Annotated in this window: 12 protein-coding genes; 3 read left to right on the forward strand and 9 right to left on the reverse strand. The window is 65.8% G+C overall.

Going from position 1 to position 16,816, the window contains the following annotated elements; genetic code table 11:
* The first annotated feature begins 32 nt into the window (after positions 1 to 32).
* The 3 genes from SR858_RS19735 (at position 33) to SR858_RS19745 (ending at position 3,050) form a co-directional block, all read left to right on the forward strand.
* On the forward strand, positions 33 to 998 hold the full coding sequence (locus SR858_RS19735; protein WP_019921834.1) for a glycosyltransferase family 2 protein: 966 nt from the start codon (positions 33 to 35) through the stop codon (positions 996 to 998).
* The gene (locus SR858_RS19740; RefSeq protein WP_019921833.1) at positions 995 to 1,405 is read left to right on the forward strand and encodes a GtrA family protein; all 411 of its coding nucleotides are present in this window, start codon (positions 995 to 997) and stop codon (positions 1,403 to 1,405) included. Before SR858_RS19735 ends, SR858_RS19740 begins: the two co-directional genes overlap by 4 nt.
* A 187-nt stretch (positions 1,406 to 1,592) precedes the next feature.
* Entirely contained in the window at positions 1,593 to 3,050 is a 1,458-nt protein-coding gene (locus SR858_RS19745) for a hypothetical protein (protein WP_040377748.1), read from the forward strand.
* Positions 3,051 to 3,059: 9 nt separating this feature from the next.
* On the opposite strand, the gene SR858_RS19750 is transcribed toward SR858_RS19745, so the two are convergent.
* The 9 genes from SR858_RS19750 to SR858_RS19790 form a co-directional block, all read right to left on the reverse strand.
* Complete coding sequence (locus SR858_RS19750) at positions 3,060 to 3,449, reverse strand: RidA family protein (RefSeq protein WP_019921831.1); 390 nt, start codon at positions 3,447 to 3,449, stop codon at positions 3,060 to 3,062.
* Positions 3,449 to 4,636, reverse strand: coding sequence for an acyl-CoA dehydrogenase family protein (locus SR858_RS19755; RefSeq protein ID WP_019921830.1), 1,188 nt, complete (start codon positions 4,634 to 4,636; stop codon positions 3,449 to 3,451). The genes SR858_RS19750 and SR858_RS19755 overlap by 1 nt, the downstream gene beginning before the upstream one ends.
* A 9-nt stretch (positions 4,637 to 4,645) precedes the next feature.
* Positions 4,646 to 5,500, reverse strand: coding sequence for an enoyl-CoA hydratase family protein (locus tag SR858_RS19760; RefSeq protein ID WP_019921829.1), 855 nt, complete (start codon positions 5,498 to 5,500; stop codon positions 4,646 to 4,648).
* Between the two features lie 9 nt (positions 5,501 to 5,509).
* Positions 5,510 to 6,037, reverse strand: coding sequence for a MarR family winged helix-turn-helix transcriptional regulator (locus SR858_RS19765; protein ID WP_019921828.1), 528 nt, complete (start codon positions 6,035 to 6,037; stop codon positions 5,510 to 5,512).
* A gap of 13 nt (positions 6,038 to 6,050) precedes the next feature.
* The gene (locus tag SR858_RS19770; protein WP_019921827.1) at positions 6,051 to 6,845 is read right to left on the reverse strand and encodes an SDR family NAD(P)-dependent oxidoreductase; all 795 of its coding nucleotides are present in this window, start codon (positions 6,843 to 6,845) and stop codon (positions 6,051 to 6,053) included.
* Complete coding sequence (locus tag SR858_RS19775) at positions 6,842 to 9,166, reverse strand: bifunctional salicylyl-CoA 5-hydroxylase/oxidoreductase (protein ID WP_019921826.1); 2,325 nt, start codon at positions 9,164 to 9,166, stop codon at positions 6,842 to 6,844. The genes SR858_RS19770 and SR858_RS19775 overlap by 4 nt, the downstream gene beginning before the upstream one ends.
* Positions 9,163 to 10,890 carry an AMP-binding protein gene (locus SR858_RS19780; RefSeq protein WP_019921825.1) on the reverse strand — a complete coding sequence of 576 codons (1,728 nt, stop codon included), beginning with the start codon at positions 10,888 to 10,890 and terminating at the stop codon, positions 9,163 to 9,165. Before SR858_RS19780 ends, SR858_RS19775 begins: the two co-directional genes overlap by 4 nt.
* Positions 10,891 to 10,977: 87 nt before the next feature.
* Positions 10,978 to 11,703, reverse strand: coding sequence for a response regulator (locus tag SR858_RS19785; RefSeq protein ID WP_019921824.1), 726 nt, complete (start codon positions 11,701 to 11,703; stop codon positions 10,978 to 10,980).
* Between the two features lie 107 nt (positions 11,704 to 11,810).
* A complete protein-coding gene (locus SR858_RS19790) occupies positions 11,811 to 16,814 on the reverse strand; it encodes a two-component regulator propeller domain-containing protein (protein WP_019921823.1) in 5,004 nt (1,667 codons plus the stop codon).
* Positions 16,815 to 16,816: the final 2 nt, after the last annotated feature.

The raw sequence follows: 16,816 nt of genomic DNA on the forward strand, positions 1-16,816 counted from the left end.
GCCTGTCCAAGTTTATTTAAAGGTTAGTCAACATGTCGTTCAAAGCTGAACTGTATTCGGATGTCTCGGTTGCGGTACTGGTACCCTGCTACAACGAAGCAACCACCATCGCCAAGGTCGTGCGCGACTTCAAGGCGGCACTGCCCAACAGCACTGTCTACGTCTACGACAACAACTCCAAGGACAATACCGCTGGCATTGCTGCCGCCGCCGGTGCGGTAGTGGTCCACGAGGCGCTACAAGGCAAGGGCAACGTGGTACGCCGCATGTTTTCCGATATTTCAGCAGACGTCTACATCATGGCTGACGGCGACGATACCTACGACGCTTCGGTGGCGCCACAGATGATCCAGTTACTGCTCGACAAGAACCTCGACTGCATCAATGGCGTGCGCCACTCGACCGAGATCGAGGCCTACCGTCAGGGCCACAAGTTCGGCAACTGGATGCTGACCACCATCGTGGCCAAACTGTTCGGCAATTCCACCAAGGACATGCTGACCGGCTACCGCGTGTTTTCGCACAAGTTCGTCAAATCGTTCCCAGTCGTCTCCAAGGGATTCGAAATCGAAACTGAGCTGACCGTGCACAGTCTCGAACTGCGCATGCGCAGTGAAGACGTCGACACCGCTTACGGCGTCCGACCCGAAGGCTCGGCGAGCAAGCTGAGCACCTACAAGGACGGCATGAAAATTCTGTGGATGATTTTCAAGCTCATCAAATTGGAACGCCCGACATTATTCTTTAACACGGTCAGCCTGATTTCAGTGGTGCTCTCCCTGGCGCTGTTCTATCCGGTACTGATGGACTACCTGCACACGGGCCTGGTGCCGCGTTTGCCTACCGCCATCCTGTCGGGGCTGGTCATGCTGCTGGCCTTGTTCAGCTTTGCGGTAGGCCTGATCCTGGCCTCGGTGACCCAAGGGCGCCGCGAAACCAAGCAACTCAGTTTCCTGGCCACACCGCGCCGCGCGCCCAAGCCCGGGATTGGCTCTTGAACAAGCAATTTCTGTCCAAATTTGCCAAGTTCGCGCTGGTGGGCGGTGGCGTCGCCCTGTTCGACGCGGCATGCTTTTGGCTGGCATTAAAACTGTTTCACAACAGTGTGGTTGCCCGCACGATCAGCGTTCTGCTGGCAATCACTTTGTCGTGGCTGATCAACCGCAGATTCACCTTCCACGCCACGGCAATCCCGCCTGGCTGGCAGGAATGGTTGCGGTTTGCCCTGTCGCAGTTCCCCGGAGCCTGCACCAATGCCGTGGTGTCGGTCATCGCCTACCACTACCTGCCTTATGCCCAGAATAACGCCTGGTTGTCGGTGGCGTGTGGCAGTGCGGCAGGCCTAACGATTAATTTCCTTATGGCTAATTTCTTCGTCTTTCAACGGCCTCCCAGCCAGTCATGACGCCAGTGGGAGCGGCTGCCCGCCCCATTTTCCGGCAAATGACTTCCTCTATGAAACTTTTATTGCAATTGTAATATTTCTGAAAAAAAATTTCACAAAACATCGTCAAATTGCCTTAAAATAAGTTTCATAACAGCATAAAACTTCTCCAGGTCAGTTACAGCCTTTTAATTTTCAAGGACTGTACATGAGAAACCGCGCCACTTGGCTGCACAGCATTATCGCATCGGGCATGTTGCTCGCTGCCTCTACCGGCATCATGGCAAGCGCTGCACAAGCGCAGACCGGTTACACCGCCACCACCGGATTTGGCACGTTTTACAAACCTTTCCAGGCTGATTCTCCCTGGAATAGCCGGCCTGTCAATCCATTTTTGGGAACGTATCAGCTTAGAAAGCCACTGCTCAATCCCGACTGGATACCATCCATCTCCGACGGCGCCTATTCCGTCGGCGTGTTCATGGCGCGCGCCAGCGATGGTCCGATGACCATCTACGGCAAGCCCGGTACGGCTGGCGTAGGTGACCCGGACACCGGCCAGTACCATGACATCACGATTCCACGCTGGCCTGACAACGTGGTGCCCGCGACGGGCGAGGACGGCCACGCCGAAGTTGTCGATACGGTCACCGGGGTGATCCATTCGTTCTACCAGCTCACCAACAAGAATGGCAGGTGGACCGCCACCATGTATGCCTGGACGCGGCTTGAAGGCCGGGGCTTCGGCGATCCGGCACACTGGAGCCAGGGAGCGCGCTCGGCCGGCGCGCCCCCGACTGCCGGGTTGATCCGTCTGCACGAACTGAACGATAACAAGCCTCATTATGAGCACGCGCTGGCCATTTCGCTGCCAGCCCACACGTTGTCGAATGGAATTACCCGGGCCAGCTATGTTTATCCGGCCACCACGGCCGATACCAATGCCTGGTTGAATACGGGTAAGATCCCGCTCGGTACCCGGCTGATGCTGCCGGCGTCGTTCGATACGTCCACTTTGAGCACGGCGGCACTGCGCAAGATCGCCAATACGCTCAAGCTGTACGGCGCTTACGTGGTAGACCGCAATTATGATACGGCGTTCAGCCTGTACGTTGAGAAAGGCGCCAACTTCAACATCATGCCCAACGGTCAGTGGAATACGCGGGTAGTGTCGGACCTGGACCGCATCAGGGCAGGCATGCGCGAAGTGCTGGGCGCTGACAGCTGGCTGGACGGCAACGGTGCGCCCAAGGGAGGCCCGGGAGGCAAAGGCCTGTTATCGATGCGCGGCGACTGGCTGTTGCCAGGCACCTCGACGCCGAGCGGCGCCAAGTACGACACCTGGATGCAGGCGGTGAAATTCCCTAACACGGCCAGGAAGATCACCACTGTGAACTACAGCAACGGCATCAGCAAGGTCGCTGGCTCGAACCCTGCCGCACGGACCCCGATGCGCTTTTCCGCCGTCACCGCAGGTGGCGCAATGATCCGCCTGCAACTGTGGAAAGGCTATTCATTGGCCTACGACAGCGGCTACCTTGCCAACGGCTCGGAGGTGAAGTTCGAGTGGCCGACCGGTGCGCCGGCGGCACTGTCGGTACGCTTGCTGGCCGAGAGCGGCGTCAATACCGCGTCCCATGCGCGCGGCGTACTGGAACCGCAGTAGCGCTGCAGGTCACGGCACCACCGCCGTAACTTCAATCTCGACCCGGGCGCGCTCCTCCACCAGCCCGGCCACCTGCACCGCCGTCATGGCGGGATAGTGGGCGCCGATCACCTCGCGGTAGGCGGCGCCCACCGCCTTGTAGGCGCCCGTGTATTCCTTCGTATCGAGTACGTACCAGGTCATGCGGACGATGTGCTCGGGCCCCGCGCCCGCTTCGGCCAGCACGGCGACGATATTTGCCAAAGCCTGGCGCACCTGGCCGGCAAAATCGTCGGTGTGGAATACGCCCTGCGCATCCCAGCCGATCATGCCGCTGACGTACACCGTGCGGCCGCTGGCAACCACGCCATTCGAATAGCCGCGTGGACGCGGCCAGCCCGGTGGCAGCAAAAACTCCATCACGCCTCCCCTTTTGCCGACGCGGCCTCGCGCAGCAGCTCGCGCGCGATGATCAGTTGCTGCACTTCGGTCGCGCCTTCGTAGATGCGCAGCGCGCGGATTTCGCGGTACAGGCTCTCGACCGGCTGCTCGCTCACCACGCCCAGGCCGCCGAACATTTGCAGCGCGGCGTCGATCACCTGCTGCGCCGTTTCGGTGGCGGTGAGCTTGGCCATGGCCGCCTCCCTGGTCACCTTGCGGCCGCAGTCACGCTGCCACGCGGCGCGATACGTGAGCAAGGCGGCGGCGTCGATGCCGGTGGCCATGTCCGCCAGCTTGGCCTGCGTGAGCTGGAAGTCCGACAGCATCTGGCCGAACATCGACCGCTGCGTGGTATGGGCCAGTGCTTCGTCCAGCGCCCGGCGCGCAAAGCCCAGCGCGGCCGCAGCCACCGACGTGCGGAACACGTCGAGCGTGGACATCGCCACCTTGAAGCCCTGCCCTGCCGCGCCGATGCGCTGCGCGGCAGGGATGCGGCACCGGTTGAACCGCAGGCGTGCCAGCGGATGGGGGGCGATCACGTCGATCCGTTCGGCGATCTCGAAGCCGGGCGTGTCGGCATCGACGATCAAGGCGCTGATGCCGCGCGCGCCGGGCTGCTCGCCGGTACGCGCAAACACCACGTAAAAGTCGGCGATGCCGCCGTTGGAAATCCAGGTCTTCTCGCCGTCCAGCACGTAGTGTTCGCCGTCCGGCGTGGCCGCGCACTGCATGGCGGCGACGTCGGAGCCGGCCTGCGGTTCGGACAGCGCAAAGGCGGCAATCGCCGCGCCACTGGCCACGCGCGGCAGGTAGCGGCTGCGCTGGTCCTCGCTGCCGTGCAAGCTGATGGCGCCCGCGCCCAGGCCCTGCATGGCAAACGCGAAATCGGCCAGGCCATCGTGGCGCGCCAGCGTTTCGCGGATCAGGCAGATGGCGCGGGTGTCGATGGCGTCGGCATGGCCGCCGTGCGCCACGCCCGCCACCGCGTGGCGCAGCCAGCCGCTCTCGCCCAACTGGCGCACCAGCTGGCGGCAGGCACCGTCAACGCCGGCGCGGTCGTGGGGGGCATGGGCCAGGTGCTGCTGGCTCCAGGCGTCGAGCGCCGCTTCCAGCGCTGCATGGTGCGGCGCGAAGAACGGCCAGTCGAGATAAGTTTTATCAGGCATCGTGATCCCTCAATCGCCTTCGAAGACCGGCTTTTGCTTGGCCACGAAAGCGTGGTAGGCACGGTGAAAATCGTTGGTGGCCATGCAAATGGCCTGCGCCTGCGCTTCCGCCTCGATGGCCTGGTCCACGCCCATGTTCCACTCCTGTTGCAGCATGGTCTTGGTCATGCCGTGGGCGAAGGTGGGACCATCGGCCAGCCCGCGCGCCATGGTGAGCGCCGCGTGCGACAGCGCTTCGGGTTCGTGCAGACTGTTGAAAAAGCCCCAGCGCTCGCCCTCGGCGCCGCCCATCGAGCGGCCGGTGTACAGCAGCTCGGCTGCGCGCCCCTGGCCGATCACGCGCGGCAGCAAGGCGCAAGCGCCCATGTCGCAGCCGGCCAGGCCCACGCGGGTGAATAAAAACGCGGTCTTGCTGCGCACCGTGCCGAAGCGGATGTCGGCCGCCAGCGCCAGCATGGCGCCCGCGCCCACGCATACGCCATCCACTGCCGCCACCACCGGTTGCGGGCAGGCGCGGATGGCTTTCACCAAATCGCCAGTAAGCCGCGTGAACGCCAGCAGGCCGGGCATGTCAAGCTGCGTGAGCGGGCCGATGATGTCGTGCACATCGCCGCCGGAGCAGAAGTTTTCGCCGGCGCCCGTGATCACCACGGCCTTGATGTCGGTGGCCATGGGCAGCGCGCGGAACAGGTCGCGCAGCTCGGCGTACGAGTCGAAGGTGAGCGGATTCTTGCGTTCGGGACGGTCGAGCGTGAGCGTGGCCACGCCGCCGCTCACGTCGAACTGGAAATGGGTGGACTGGTAGCCGGCCAGTTGCCGGTTGTGGCCGGGCAGTTGCTGTGCCTGGCCGGGAAGATAACGCATGGTGGTTCCTTATTTGTCGTCGCGCGCATGCAGGCTATGCTTCATGTGCGACAGCAGTTCGATCAATTGGGTCTTGTCGGCGCCGGAGACGTCCTGCAGCAGTTCGGCAATCCACTCCTCGTGGACCTGCGCCATGGTGGCAAACGCGCGGCGGCCGGCGGCGGTGAGCTTCACGCTGAATACGCGGCCGTCCTTCGGATCGGGCACGCGCACCACCAGCTTTTCCTGCTCCAGCTGGTCGGTGATGCCGGTGATGTTACCGCCGGTGACCATCATGCGTTTGGACAGCTCGCCCATGCGCAAGCCTTGCGGGTGGCGCTCCAGTTGCGCCATCAAGTCGAAGCGCGGCAAGGTGATGCCGAACGTGGCGCGCAGCCGGCTGCGGATCTCGTTTTCGATCTTGACCGTGCACGAGAGCATGCGCAGCCACAGCTTGAGCGACTGGTGGTGATCTTGCGTCAGGCGGCTGGCCAGGTCGAGCACCGGTTCCGGCTGGTCGTCGCTATCGTTATGGTCGTCGTGTTCGGTCAGGGGCATGGCGCTTCTCGATTTACATCACTTCACCGCCGGCGACGGCGATGGCTTGTCCATTCATGGCGCCGGACTCCGGCAGGCAGAGCCAGGCTACGGCATTGGCCACTTCGCCCGTTTGCACCAGCCGCTGTTGCGGATTGCCGGCGGCCAGTTCGGCGCGCGCCTGCTCTGGTGTGCGGCCGGTCTTGGCGACGATGTTGGCGACCGCCTCGCGCACGATGTCGGTGTCAGTATAGCCGGGACACACGGCATTCACCGTCACGCCCCGCGTGGCCACTTCCAGCGCCAGCGCGCGCGTGAGCCCCACCACGCCGTGCTTGGCGGCGGTGTAGGCGGCGGCGTAGCGGTAGCCGGTGAGGCCCGCCGTGGAGGCGACGTTGACGATGCGACCCCACCCGGCATCGAGCATCGCCGGCAGCGCGGCCTGGGTGCAATGGAACACACCGCCAAGATTCACATCCAGCATGCGCTGCCACAGCGCGGCATCGGTTTTCAGCAGCGGCGCGGATGCCGCCTGGCCGGCATTGTTGACCAGAATGTCGATGCGGCCAAGGGCGCGCGCCGCAAGGTCGAAGCCGGTGCGAACGGACTCCGGATCGGCCACATCGAACGCCTGCACGTTGATGCTGCCAGCGCCAAATTCATGGGCCAGCGCAGTTTGCATGGCGGCCAGTGCTGCGGCATCGCGCCCCGCAATCGTCACGCGTGCGCCGCGCGTCAGCAAGGCGTGTACGCAGGCGGCACCGATGCCGCGCGCGCCGCCGGTCACCAGCGCGTGTTTGCCGGCCAGCGGCAAGGTGGTGTCGCTCATAAGGCTTCTTTCGTGTCGTTATTCAGTTCAGCAGCACGTTCGAGCTGGCGCTTGGCGGCAGCGTATGGCCGGGGCCAGCGCAGCGCACGGTAGCCGCTGGCCGCCGCCTCGCCCAGCGTCCACGCCGGGTTGGCCAGGTACGGACGGCCGATCGCGCACAGGTCGGCGCGGCCGGCGGCAATGATGCCATTGATCTGGTCGGCGCTGGTGATGGCGCCCACCGCAATCGTGGCGATGCCGGCTTCGTTGCGGATGCGGTCGGCAAACGGCGCCTGGTACATGCGGCCGTACACCGGCTGTTCGCGCTTGCTGACCTGCCCCGACGAACAATCGATGATGTCGGCGCCGGCCGCCTTGAACAGGCGGGCAATCGCCACCGCGTCGTCGGGCGTGGTGCCGCCATCGACCCAGTCGGTAGCGGACAGGCGCACGCTCATCGGCTTGTGCGCGGGCCACGCAGCGCGCATGGCGGCAAACACGCGCAGCGGATAACGGCAGCGGTTCTCCAAGCTGCCGCCGTAGTCGTCGCGGCGATGATTGGTGAGCGGCGAGATGAACGACGACAGCAGGTAGCCATGGGCACAATGGAGCTCCAGCCAGTCGAAGCCCGCGGCGTCTGCCGCCAGCGTGGCGCGCACGAAGTCGTCCAGCACGCGGTCCATGTCTTCAAGCGTCATCGCGCGCGCGGTTTGCGACACACCTTCCAGGTACTGCTGTTCGGATGCCGCCAGCAGCGGCCAATTGCCGCTCTCGAGCGGCTGGTCGATACCGTCCCACATCGGCCGGGTGGAACCTTTGGCACCGGCGTGGCCCAGTTGCAGCGCGATGGCACTGTCGCTGTGCTGGTGGACGAAATCGACGATGCGGCGCCAGGCCTGCGTGTGCTCCGGCGTGTAGAGACCGGGACAGGCGGGCGTGATGCGCGCGTCGGCGGATACCCCGGTCATCTCGGCAAACACCAGCGCCGCGCCACCCAATGCGCGCGCGCCCAGGTGGGCCAGGTGGTAGTCGCCGGCCACGCCATCGATGGCGCTGTACTGCGCCATCGGCGAGACCAGCACGCGATTCTTGAGCACCAGGCCGCGCACCTTGAACGGCGTGAACATCGGCGGCGTGGGCGTTGCGGGCGCAGGCACGCCGGCCTGGGCGAAGGCGCGCGCGGCAAACCACGCTTCGTACCCATCCACGTAAGCGGGATCGCGCAGGCGCAGGTTGGCGTGCGACAGGCGCTGGCTGCGGGCAAGCATGGAATAGGCGAATTGCGGCGCCGCCATGCCCTCGTAGCGCGCCACGTTCTCGAACCACTCCATCGAATTGCGCGCCGCGCTTTGCAGCTTGAGTACTTCCACCGTCCGCACTTGCTGGTACGCGGCCAGCGCCGGACGCAGCGCACCCTGCTCACCGATGCAGCGCGCCAGTTCGATCGCGTCTTCCAGCGCCAGCTTGGTGCCGGAGCCGATCGAGTAATGCGCCGAGTGGGCGGCGTCGCCCATCAGCACCACCGGCACTTCGCCATGCCAGTGCACCCACTGCCCGCACACCAGGCGCGGGAACGTGATCCAGCTTGCCGCGCCGCGCTGGTGGGCGTTATTGGCCATCAGCGGGTAGCCATCGAGCTGCACCGCAAACAGCCGCTCGCAAAACGCGATCGACTGTGCCTGGCTCATGTCGGACAGCCCCGATGCGCGCCATACCGACTCGGGCGTTTCAACGATGAAGGTGGAGGTGTCGGCATCGAACTGGTAGATATGGGCCTGGAACCAGCCATGCAGCGTGTGCTGGAAAGCGAACGTAAAGGCATCGAATTTCTTGCGCGTGCCCAGCCACACGAAGCGGCAATGCCGGTCTTCCATCTGCGGCTGGTAGCTGGCCGCGTAGCGCGCGCGGATGCGGCTGTGGATGCCGTCGGCAGCGATCACCAGGTCGGCGTTGTAGCGCGCGGCCAGCACGGCGTCATCCGCGACATCGGTTTCGAACACCAGTTCCACGCCCAGTGCTTCGCAACGGTGCTGAAGGATGTTGAGCAAATGCTTGCGGCCGATGCCGCAAAAACCATGGCCGCCGGAGGTAATGGTTTGCCCCTGGAAGCGCACGTCGATGTCGTCCCAGCGGTTGAAGGCGGTCATGATGGCGTGCGCGGTGGGCGCATCGGCGCGCACCAGGTTGTCGAGTGTCTGGTCGGACAACACCACGCCCCAGCCGAAGGTGTCGTAGGCTCGGTTGCGTTCGACCACGGTGATGCGGTGCGCCGGATCCTGCTGCTTCATCAGCAGCGCAAAATACAAACCGGCGGGACCGCCCCCGATGCAGACGATGTTCACTGGCCGCCCTCCGCGCCAGTGCCTACGCCTGGCAAGCGCAGCTTGAAGCGTTGCAGCTTGCCCGTCTCGGTGCGCGGCAGGGACGCCAGGAAGCGCACCGCGCGCGGGTACTTGTACGGTGCGATCTGGCTCTTGACGAAGTCCTGCAACTGCGCCACCAGTTCCGCCGACGGCACAACATCAGCCTTGAGTACCACGTGCGCTTCGACGATCTGGCCGCGCTGTTCGTCGGCGCGGCCCACCACGCCGCATTCGGCCACGGCCGGATGGCGCAGCAACGCGTCTTCCACTTCCGGCCCGGCGATGTTGTAGCCGGCCGAGATGATCATGTCGTCGGTGCGCGAGCGGTAGTAGAAATAACCGTCGGCGTCCGTTTCGTAGGCGTCACCCGTGAGGTTCCAGCCATCTAGCACGTAGTCGGCCTGGCGCGGGTCGTCGAGGTAGCGGCAGCCGGTTGGCCCCTTCACGGCCAGGCGGCCGATCACGCCCGGGCCCACCGGCCGGCCGTCGTAATCGAGCACGCAGGCCTGGTAGCCGGGCACCGGTTTGCCGGTGGCGCCGGGGCGCACGTTGCCGTCGGCGGCAGAAATGAAGATGTGCAGCAGTTCGGTGGCGCCGATACCGTCGATCATTTCCAGCCCGGTGGCACTGCGCCAGGCATCGCGCGTGGCGGTCGGCAGCGCCTCGCCGGCCGACACGCTGCGGCGCAGCGTGCTGAGGTCATAGCGAAAGCCCGGCGCCCAGGCCCCGCCGGCAGAGACGCTGCGCCGGCTGGCCGGGTCGCAGGCGCCGATCAGCGCCGCCATTTGCCGGTAGAACGTGGGCGCGGTAAAGCACACGGTGGCGCGGTGCGCGGCGATGGCAGCGAGCAGCATTTCGGGCGTGGCCTTTTCCAGCAGCACTGCGCAGGCGCCCACGCGCAGCGGGAACAACAGCAAGCCGCCGAGGCCAAAGGTAAAAGCCAGCGGCGGCGTGCCGATGAAGATATCGTCGGCGCGCGAACCGAGCACCGAGCGCGGAAAGCAGTCGCAGATGGCCAGCACGTCGCGGTGAAAATGCATGGTGCCCTTGGGGATGCCGGTGGTGCCGGACGTAAAGCTGATCAGGCAGATGTCGTCGAGCGCGGTGTCGGCAGCGGCAAATTGCGCCGGCTGCGCCGCCATCAGCGCTTCCAGCGATTCGGGCGAGTCGGGCGATAAGCTGTCATGGCCGGCGCCGCCGAAGTACACGGTGCGGGTGCGCGCCGCAGGCGGCAGCTCCACCGCGTCGAGCTCCGCGCGCAGCGATTGCGCGCACAGCACGGCGTCCACTTTCGCCTTGCCGGCAATGGCGCCCAGCTCACGCGCGCGCAGCAGCGGCATGGTGGGCACGGCGATGCAGCCGGCCTTGATCACGGCCAGCACGCACGCCGCCATCAGCGGCGTATTGGTCCCCCGCAGCAGCACGCGGTTGCCGGTTTCCAGCGCCAGCGGACCGCGCAGCACATGGGCGATGCGATCGACCTGGGCACGCAGCTGATCGTAGGTCCAGCTAGCGTGTTCACCGCGCAGCGCCACACGTGCGCCAGCCGCGTGGTCGAGCAGTTCGGCCGCGCAGTTGAGACGCGCAGGGTAGTTCAGTTCGGGCAGGTCGAAGCGCAATTCCGGCCACAACGCCAGCGGCGGCAGGTGGTCGCGCGCAAAGGTGTCGGTGTGGGCAGTGGGAGCGAAGGCTGGAATTGTCATGGTAGCCCTGAAGTCGGATCGGGATATCCACCCGCAAGCAGATACTTTAAACCTAAACTATCTCGACTTCAAGACCTGCTGCCCGATTTACATCAAACCGGCCTGCCTGACCAGGCCCGCCTGCTGGTCCACCGCGCGCAGCACGTCGTCCAGCACGGCCTGCACCGCCTCGTTGGACAGCCGCGTGGCAGGGTCGGCCAGCAAGCCCTTGAGCGCGCCGGCTGCACCGTCGAGCCCCAGCGTAACGCAGCCGGCCAGCAGGCGTTCTACGCGCACTTGCGCGCCCTGCTGGTCGCCCCGGCCCAGCAGCGCTTCGAGGTCGGTGGCGGCGGCGGTCAGCTGGTTGTGGAAGCCGTTCAGGTACACCAGCAGCCGCTCGCCGTTGATGCCCAGGCGGTTGAGCGTGGCGGCCGGATCCTCGGCGTGGTGGGCACTGCCATTGGCCGCCTGGTCGAGAAACGCGGTCAGGTGCACCCGCACCTGCTCGGCCTGGAACGGCTTGACGATGTAGCCGGCGGCGCCAGCGCTCGACGCTTCCTGCATCACGTCTTTTTCGGTGGCGGACGTGACCAGCACGAATGGCATGGCAGCGAGCGCGGGCGCGCTTTTGACCCGCTGCAGCAGTTCGAGTCCGGACAGGTGCGGCATGCGCAGGTCGCAAAAACAGATCGCCGGCCGCAGCCCGCCTTCGAGCTGGTTCCATGCGTCGAGCCCGTCTTCCGCTTCCACGATGTCGAACTTGCCGCAACTGTCGATCAGGTGCATCAGCACCATGCGCGAGACGACGTCGTCGTCAACTACCAGAACTTTCATGTCTCTCCTCGTGCCTCGCACTGTCTTTCCACATGCTTAACAGTGCCTGAATCATACATGACACGCAAGCGAATTTTCTGCCGTGCAGCGGACATCCTCACGCACTCTCAAACCCGGCTGGCCTGGTCCAGCAGCATCCGCAAGCGCGGCAGCGCAACCTCGATCTGCTGCCACTGGCCGTGGTCGGCGCAGGTTTCGAGCTCACCGCACAGCGCTTGCAGTTCCTGCTCTTCCAGGTAGCCGGCACTGCCCTTCATGCCATGCAGCAGGCGGCCGGCGGTATCGGCGTCGCCGGCCGCCAGCGCCGCTTCCAGGTCGGCCAGGCGCAGCGGCGCGTCCTGGCGGAAGGCGCCGCGCAGGCGCGCCTTGAGGTCGCCGCTGCCGCTGTGCTGCGCCAGCCGTGCCGTGTCCGGCGCTGCCGGCTCGACGCCGAACATGGCGTCGAGGTCCGGTGTGCCTGCGCGCGACGGGGTTCCCTGGGTGGTGACCTTGTGCGCCATCGGCGGCAGGTGGAAGCCGCGCTGCAACTGGCGCTCGATCGCGCGGCTCAGCTGAAAGTGCAGCTTTTCCTCGTCGATCGGCTTGGTGAGGAAATCGTCCATGCCGGCCGCCAGGTAGCGGCTGCGGTCTTCCTCGCTGGCGTTGGCGGTGAGCGCGATGATCATCAGCTCCTGGTCGCGCACCGGCGCATCTTCCGGCCCGCCGGCGCGGATCAGGCGGGTGGCGCTGGCGCCGTCGAGTTCCGGCATGCGGCCATCCATCAGTATCAGGTCGTAGCGCGTGAGCGCGCAGGCCTTCACCGCCAGCGCGCCGTTGGCGGCGATATCGACCTTGTGGCCCAGGTCCTCGAGCATCATGCGGATGATGATCTGGTTGGTCGGAAAATCTTCGGCGCACAGCACCCGCAACTGGTGGCTGTGCGGTTCGCGCGGCACATGTGTCACCGTCGGCGGCGCCACGCCGTTGGCCAGCGGCAGCTCGAACATGAAGGTACTGCCGGAGCCGGGCGCGCTCACCGCGTTGATGCTGCCGCCCATCAGTTCCACCAGCTGGCGGCAAATCGCCAGTCCCAGGCCGGTGCCGCCGTAGCGGCGCGTGGTGGAGGCGTCGGCCTGCTCGAACTTCTGGAACAGGCGCGGAATGGCTTCGGCGTCGATGCCGATGCCGGTGTCCTCCACCAGGAAGCGGATGCGATTGATCACGCCCTTGCGGCCGGCCAGCGCAGCGATATCGTCCGCCGTCTCGCCCTCTTCCGGCAAGCGTTCCACGCGCATGGTCACGGTACCGCTGCGGGTGAACTTGAAGGCATTGCCCACCAGGTTCACCAGCACCTGGCGCAGCCGCGTGGGGTCGCCCACCACGAATTGCGGCAGGTCGTCGCCGAACACCAGCTCGAAGCCTACGCTGTGCGCGGCGGCCTGCTCCTCGAACAGGCTCACCACGTTTTCCACGGTGGAGGTCAGCGAAAAATCGATGTTCTCAATGGTGAGCTTGCCCGCCTCGATCTTGGAAAAATCGAGCAGGTCGTTGATGATGGTGAGCAGCGACTGGGCATTGGCCTGGCCGCGCAGGATCTGTTCGCGGGTGCCGTCCTGCAGCGATGGGTCGCGCAGCGAGAAACCCAGCATGCCGATCACGCCGGCCAGCGGCGTGCGCATCTCGTGGCTCATATTGGCCAGGAATTCGGACTTCTGGCGGGTGGCGTCTTCCGCCTTCTGCTTGGCCTGGCGCAGGCGTTCGTCGTTGTCCTGCAAGGCGCGGTTGGCCAGCGCCAGCTCCTCGGTATGCAGCCGCACTTGCCGCTCCTGCAGCAGCAGCTGGCCCTGGGTCTGGCGCAGCGTTTGCAGCGTGTCTTCGAGCTGATGGTATGCGCGCGCGTTTTCCAGGCCGGCGGCGGCGTGCGAAGCCAGCGTTTGCAACATGTCGAGGTGCACCTGGCGGTACACATTGCGCGCCACGCTCTGCACGCTGAGCAGGCCTACCACGCGGTCGCCCACCACCAGCGGCGCATACATCATCGACTTCGCCCCCGGCATGCGCACGCCATCCTCGCGCACGCACGGCGCCAGCGCACCAAGACCGGTATCGTCCATATACCTTCGATACTCGGTGTCGAAATCGTTGATCAGGAGCGGCTTGCCGTGGGTAAGGCACCACACGGCCAGCTGGTTCGGATCGTCCAGCTGGCGCTGGTATGGCATGGTGCGCACACCCGCCTCCACCGCGAACGGGAAGTGGATCACGCCGTCCTGCTCGCGCACGAAACCGATGCCGAAGATCTCTGCCTGCATCAGGTCATGCACGTGGCGGTACAAGGTGCTCATCAGGGTTTCCATGTCGAGCGTGGCGCTCATTTCGCGACCCAGTTCGCTCAGCACGGAGATGTTGCGGTGCGCCTTTTCCACTTCCTCGGTTTGCCGCTCGGCGTCGAGGCGGCGCTGCTCGGCCTCGGCGCGCTGCGACTCCGCCTCCAGCCGGCGCAGTTCGAGTTCGTGCTTTTGCTGTTGCAGCAGGCGGTTCTTGTGCTGTACCTCGGCCGTGCGCGACTCGACCAGTTCCTCGAGCCGCTGCTGCTGGCGGTGCAGGCTGCGCATGCGCGCCTGGTAGGCGGCATAGGCGGCGCCGAGCAGCAGCAGCGTGACCAGGGCGCGGAACCACCAGGTTTTCCAGAACGGCGGCAAGATGGTGATGCGGAGCGTGGCGGCGTTGTCGTTCCACACGCCGTCCTTGTTGGCGGCTTTTACGCGGAACACGTACTCGCCGGGATCGAGGTTGGTGTAGGTGGCAAAACGCTTGGTGGCGTCGGTCACCACCCAGTCCTCGTCGAACCCCTGCAACTGGTAGGCAAAACGGTTGCGCTGCGGCGCCGCGTAGTGCAGCGCCGCGAACTCCAGCGAAAACACCGAATCGGCCTGGCGCAAGGTCAGTTCGCCGGTGTGCTCGATGGCCGTCTTGAGCACATCGGCATGGTCGCCCTGCCCCGCCTTGAGCGACTTGTTAAACACCTGGAAGTCGGTGATGGCCACCGGCGGCGCCACGCTGTTTTCGCGCACCGCCTGCGGCGCGAACGCGGTGATGCCGTTGAAGCCGCCGAAGTACAGCGTGCCGTCCGGGGTGCGCAACGCCGAACCGTCGAAGTACGCGCCTTCGATGGTGCCGTCGGCATCGCTGTAATTGCGCACCATGCCGGTGGCGATATTGAACTTCGACAGGCCGCTGTTGGTGCTCAGCCACAGGTTGCCGACGCTATCGGGCAGGATGGCGGCGATGGCGTCGTCGGCAATGCCGTCCTTGCGCAGGTAGCGGCGGAAGGTGATGGTGCCGTCGGCGGCCGTCTCCATGCGGTTGAGGCCAGCCGCCGTGCCCACCCACAGCGTGCCGGTATCGTCTTCGTACAGGCTGTGCACCTCGTCGTGGCTCAGCGACTGCGGGTCGGTGGGGTTGCGGCGGAAGTGGCGGAACGTACCGGTCTTGCGGTCGAGCAGATCGAGGCCGTTGAAGCTGCCCACCCACAGCCGGCCGCGCCGGTCTTCCAGGATCGGCCGCACCACGTTGTCGGCCAGGCTGGCGCTGTCGGCCGGGTTGTGGCGGTATGTGTGCACGTCCATGGTCTTCGGATCGAGCCGGTGCAGGCCGCCACGGCTGGCAATCCACAGCAGGCCGGCGCGGTCGGCCACGATGTTGCGAATGGTATCGCTGGCCGGATCGCCGCGCACGAACGACAGCGTGCGGATGGTGCCGGTGGCCGGGTCGAGATGGTTGACGCCGGCGCGCCCACCGATCCACACCGCGCCGGTGCCGTCAGGCGCGCGCCACAGCGCTGTCACCTGGTCGTCGCTCAAACTGTCGGGCCGCGCCGGATCGTGGCGCCATACCTTGCTGCGGCCGGTCTTCGGATCGTACAGGTTCAAGCCGGCGCCGGTGCCCAGCCACAGGCGGCCATCGCCATCCTGCGTGGCGGCCGTGGCGATGGCGCGCACCTTGTTGTCCGACAGCGCGTCCGAATCCTCGGTATGGCGCACGATGCGGGCAAAGCCGCCGCTGCCCATGTCCACCCGGCTGGCGCCATCGTTCCAGGTGCCCACCCAGAAGGTGCCGACGCGGTCGCGGAACAGCGCCGACACCTGGTTGTCCGCCAGGCTGTGGCTGTCGCTGAACTGGTGGCGGTACTGCACCAGCCGCTGCTCGGCCGGCAGCCAGCGCAGCAGGCCGTCGGCATGGGTGCCGATCCACAGCTGCTTTTCGATGTCCTCGTACAGCGCGGTGATGCTGGCGCCCGGCCGCAGTCCTTCGGCGGTGCCCAGGCGCCATCGCTGCGGTTCGCCCTTGTCGCCGATGCGCCACTGTTCCAGCCCGCCCATGGTGCCCACCCACAGCACCTGGTTGTGGTCCACTTGCAGCGCCAGCACGGCATTGAAACGGCTGTCGCCGCCGGCGTCGAGGCGGTAATGGACAAACCGGGTGGCGCCCGGCGCGAGCATGTCGAGCCCGGTGGCGGTGGCCACCCACAGGCGGCCGGCAGCGTCGCGCGCCAGCGCGTTGACCTGGTCGTTGACCAGGCTGCCCGCATCGGCCGGGTCGTGGTGCCAGCTGGTGAAGCGCCCGGTGGCAGGATCCAGGTGATGCAGGCCATCGGCAGTGGCTACCCACAGGCCGCCCAGGCCATCGTCGGCGATGGCGCGCACGTGGCGGTTGCCGTTGCCGCGCTGCACCGGCGCCGTAGGCAGGTAGTGGACAAACGTGCGGGTGGCGGGATCGTAGCGATCGAGGCCGCCGTCGGTGCCCACCCATAGCTGCCCCGAGGGATCAACGTGCAGCACCCGCACCCAGTTGTCGGCCAGCGTGCGCGGGTCGGACACGGCGCTTTTATAGGTCACGGTGCGGTAGCCGTCGAAGCGCGTGAGGCCGGCCTGGGTACCGAGCCAGATAAAACCCTGCTTGTCCTGGGCGATGGCCAGCACCGACTCCTGCGCCAGCCCGTGCTCCACGCTCAACTGCTCGAAGCGCAGCGTGCGCGGCGGCGGCCCGCCCCATGCGGCAGCCGCACCTAACACCCACAACAGCAGGGCCGGCGCCAGCAGATGTCTCCACAGATGGTTCAGGGCGTACAAAA

Origin of the sequence: Duganella zoogloeoides (genome assembly GCF_034479515.1) — a bacterium.
GTDB classification, from domain to species: Bacteria; Pseudomonadota; Gammaproteobacteria; order Burkholderiales; family Burkholderiaceae_D; genus Rugamonas; species Rugamonas zoogloeoides.

Bases quoted from the DNA above. Each gene is read 5' to 3' on its own strand.
- SR858_RS19735 (WP_019921834.1), top strand. From the start codon at position 33: ATGTCGTTCAAAGCTGAACTGTATTCGGATGTCTCGGTTGCGGTACTG.
- SR858_RS19745 (WP_040377748.1), top strand. From the start codon at position 1,593: ATGAGAAACCGCGCCACTTGGCTGCACAGCATTATCGCATCGGGCATG.
- SR858_RS19750 (WP_019921831.1), bottom strand. From the start codon at position 3,449: ATGGAGTTTTTGCTGCCACCGGGCTGGCCGCGTCCACGCGGCTATTCG.
- SR858_RS19755 (WP_019921830.1), bottom strand. From the start codon at position 4,636: ATGCCTGATAAAACTTATCTCGACTGGCCGTTCTTCGCGCCGCACCAT.
- SR858_RS19760 (WP_019921829.1), bottom strand. From the start codon at position 5,500: ATGCGTTATCTTCCCGGCCAGGCACAGCAACTGCCCGGCCACAACCGG.
- SR858_RS19765 (WP_019921828.1), bottom strand. From the start codon at position 6,037: ATGCCCCTGACCGAACACGACGACCATAACGATAGCGACGACCAGCCG.
- SR858_RS19770 (WP_019921827.1), bottom strand. From the start codon at position 6,845: ATGAGCGACACCACCTTGCCGCTGGCCGGCAAACACGCGCTGGTGACC.
- SR858_RS19780 (WP_019921825.1), bottom strand. From the start codon at position 10,890: ATGACAATTCCAGCCTTCGCTCCCACTGCCCACACCGACACCTTTGCG.
- SR858_RS19785 (WP_019921824.1), bottom strand. From the start codon at position 11,703: ATGAAAGTTCTGGTAGTTGACGACGACGTCGTCTCGCGCATGGTGCTG.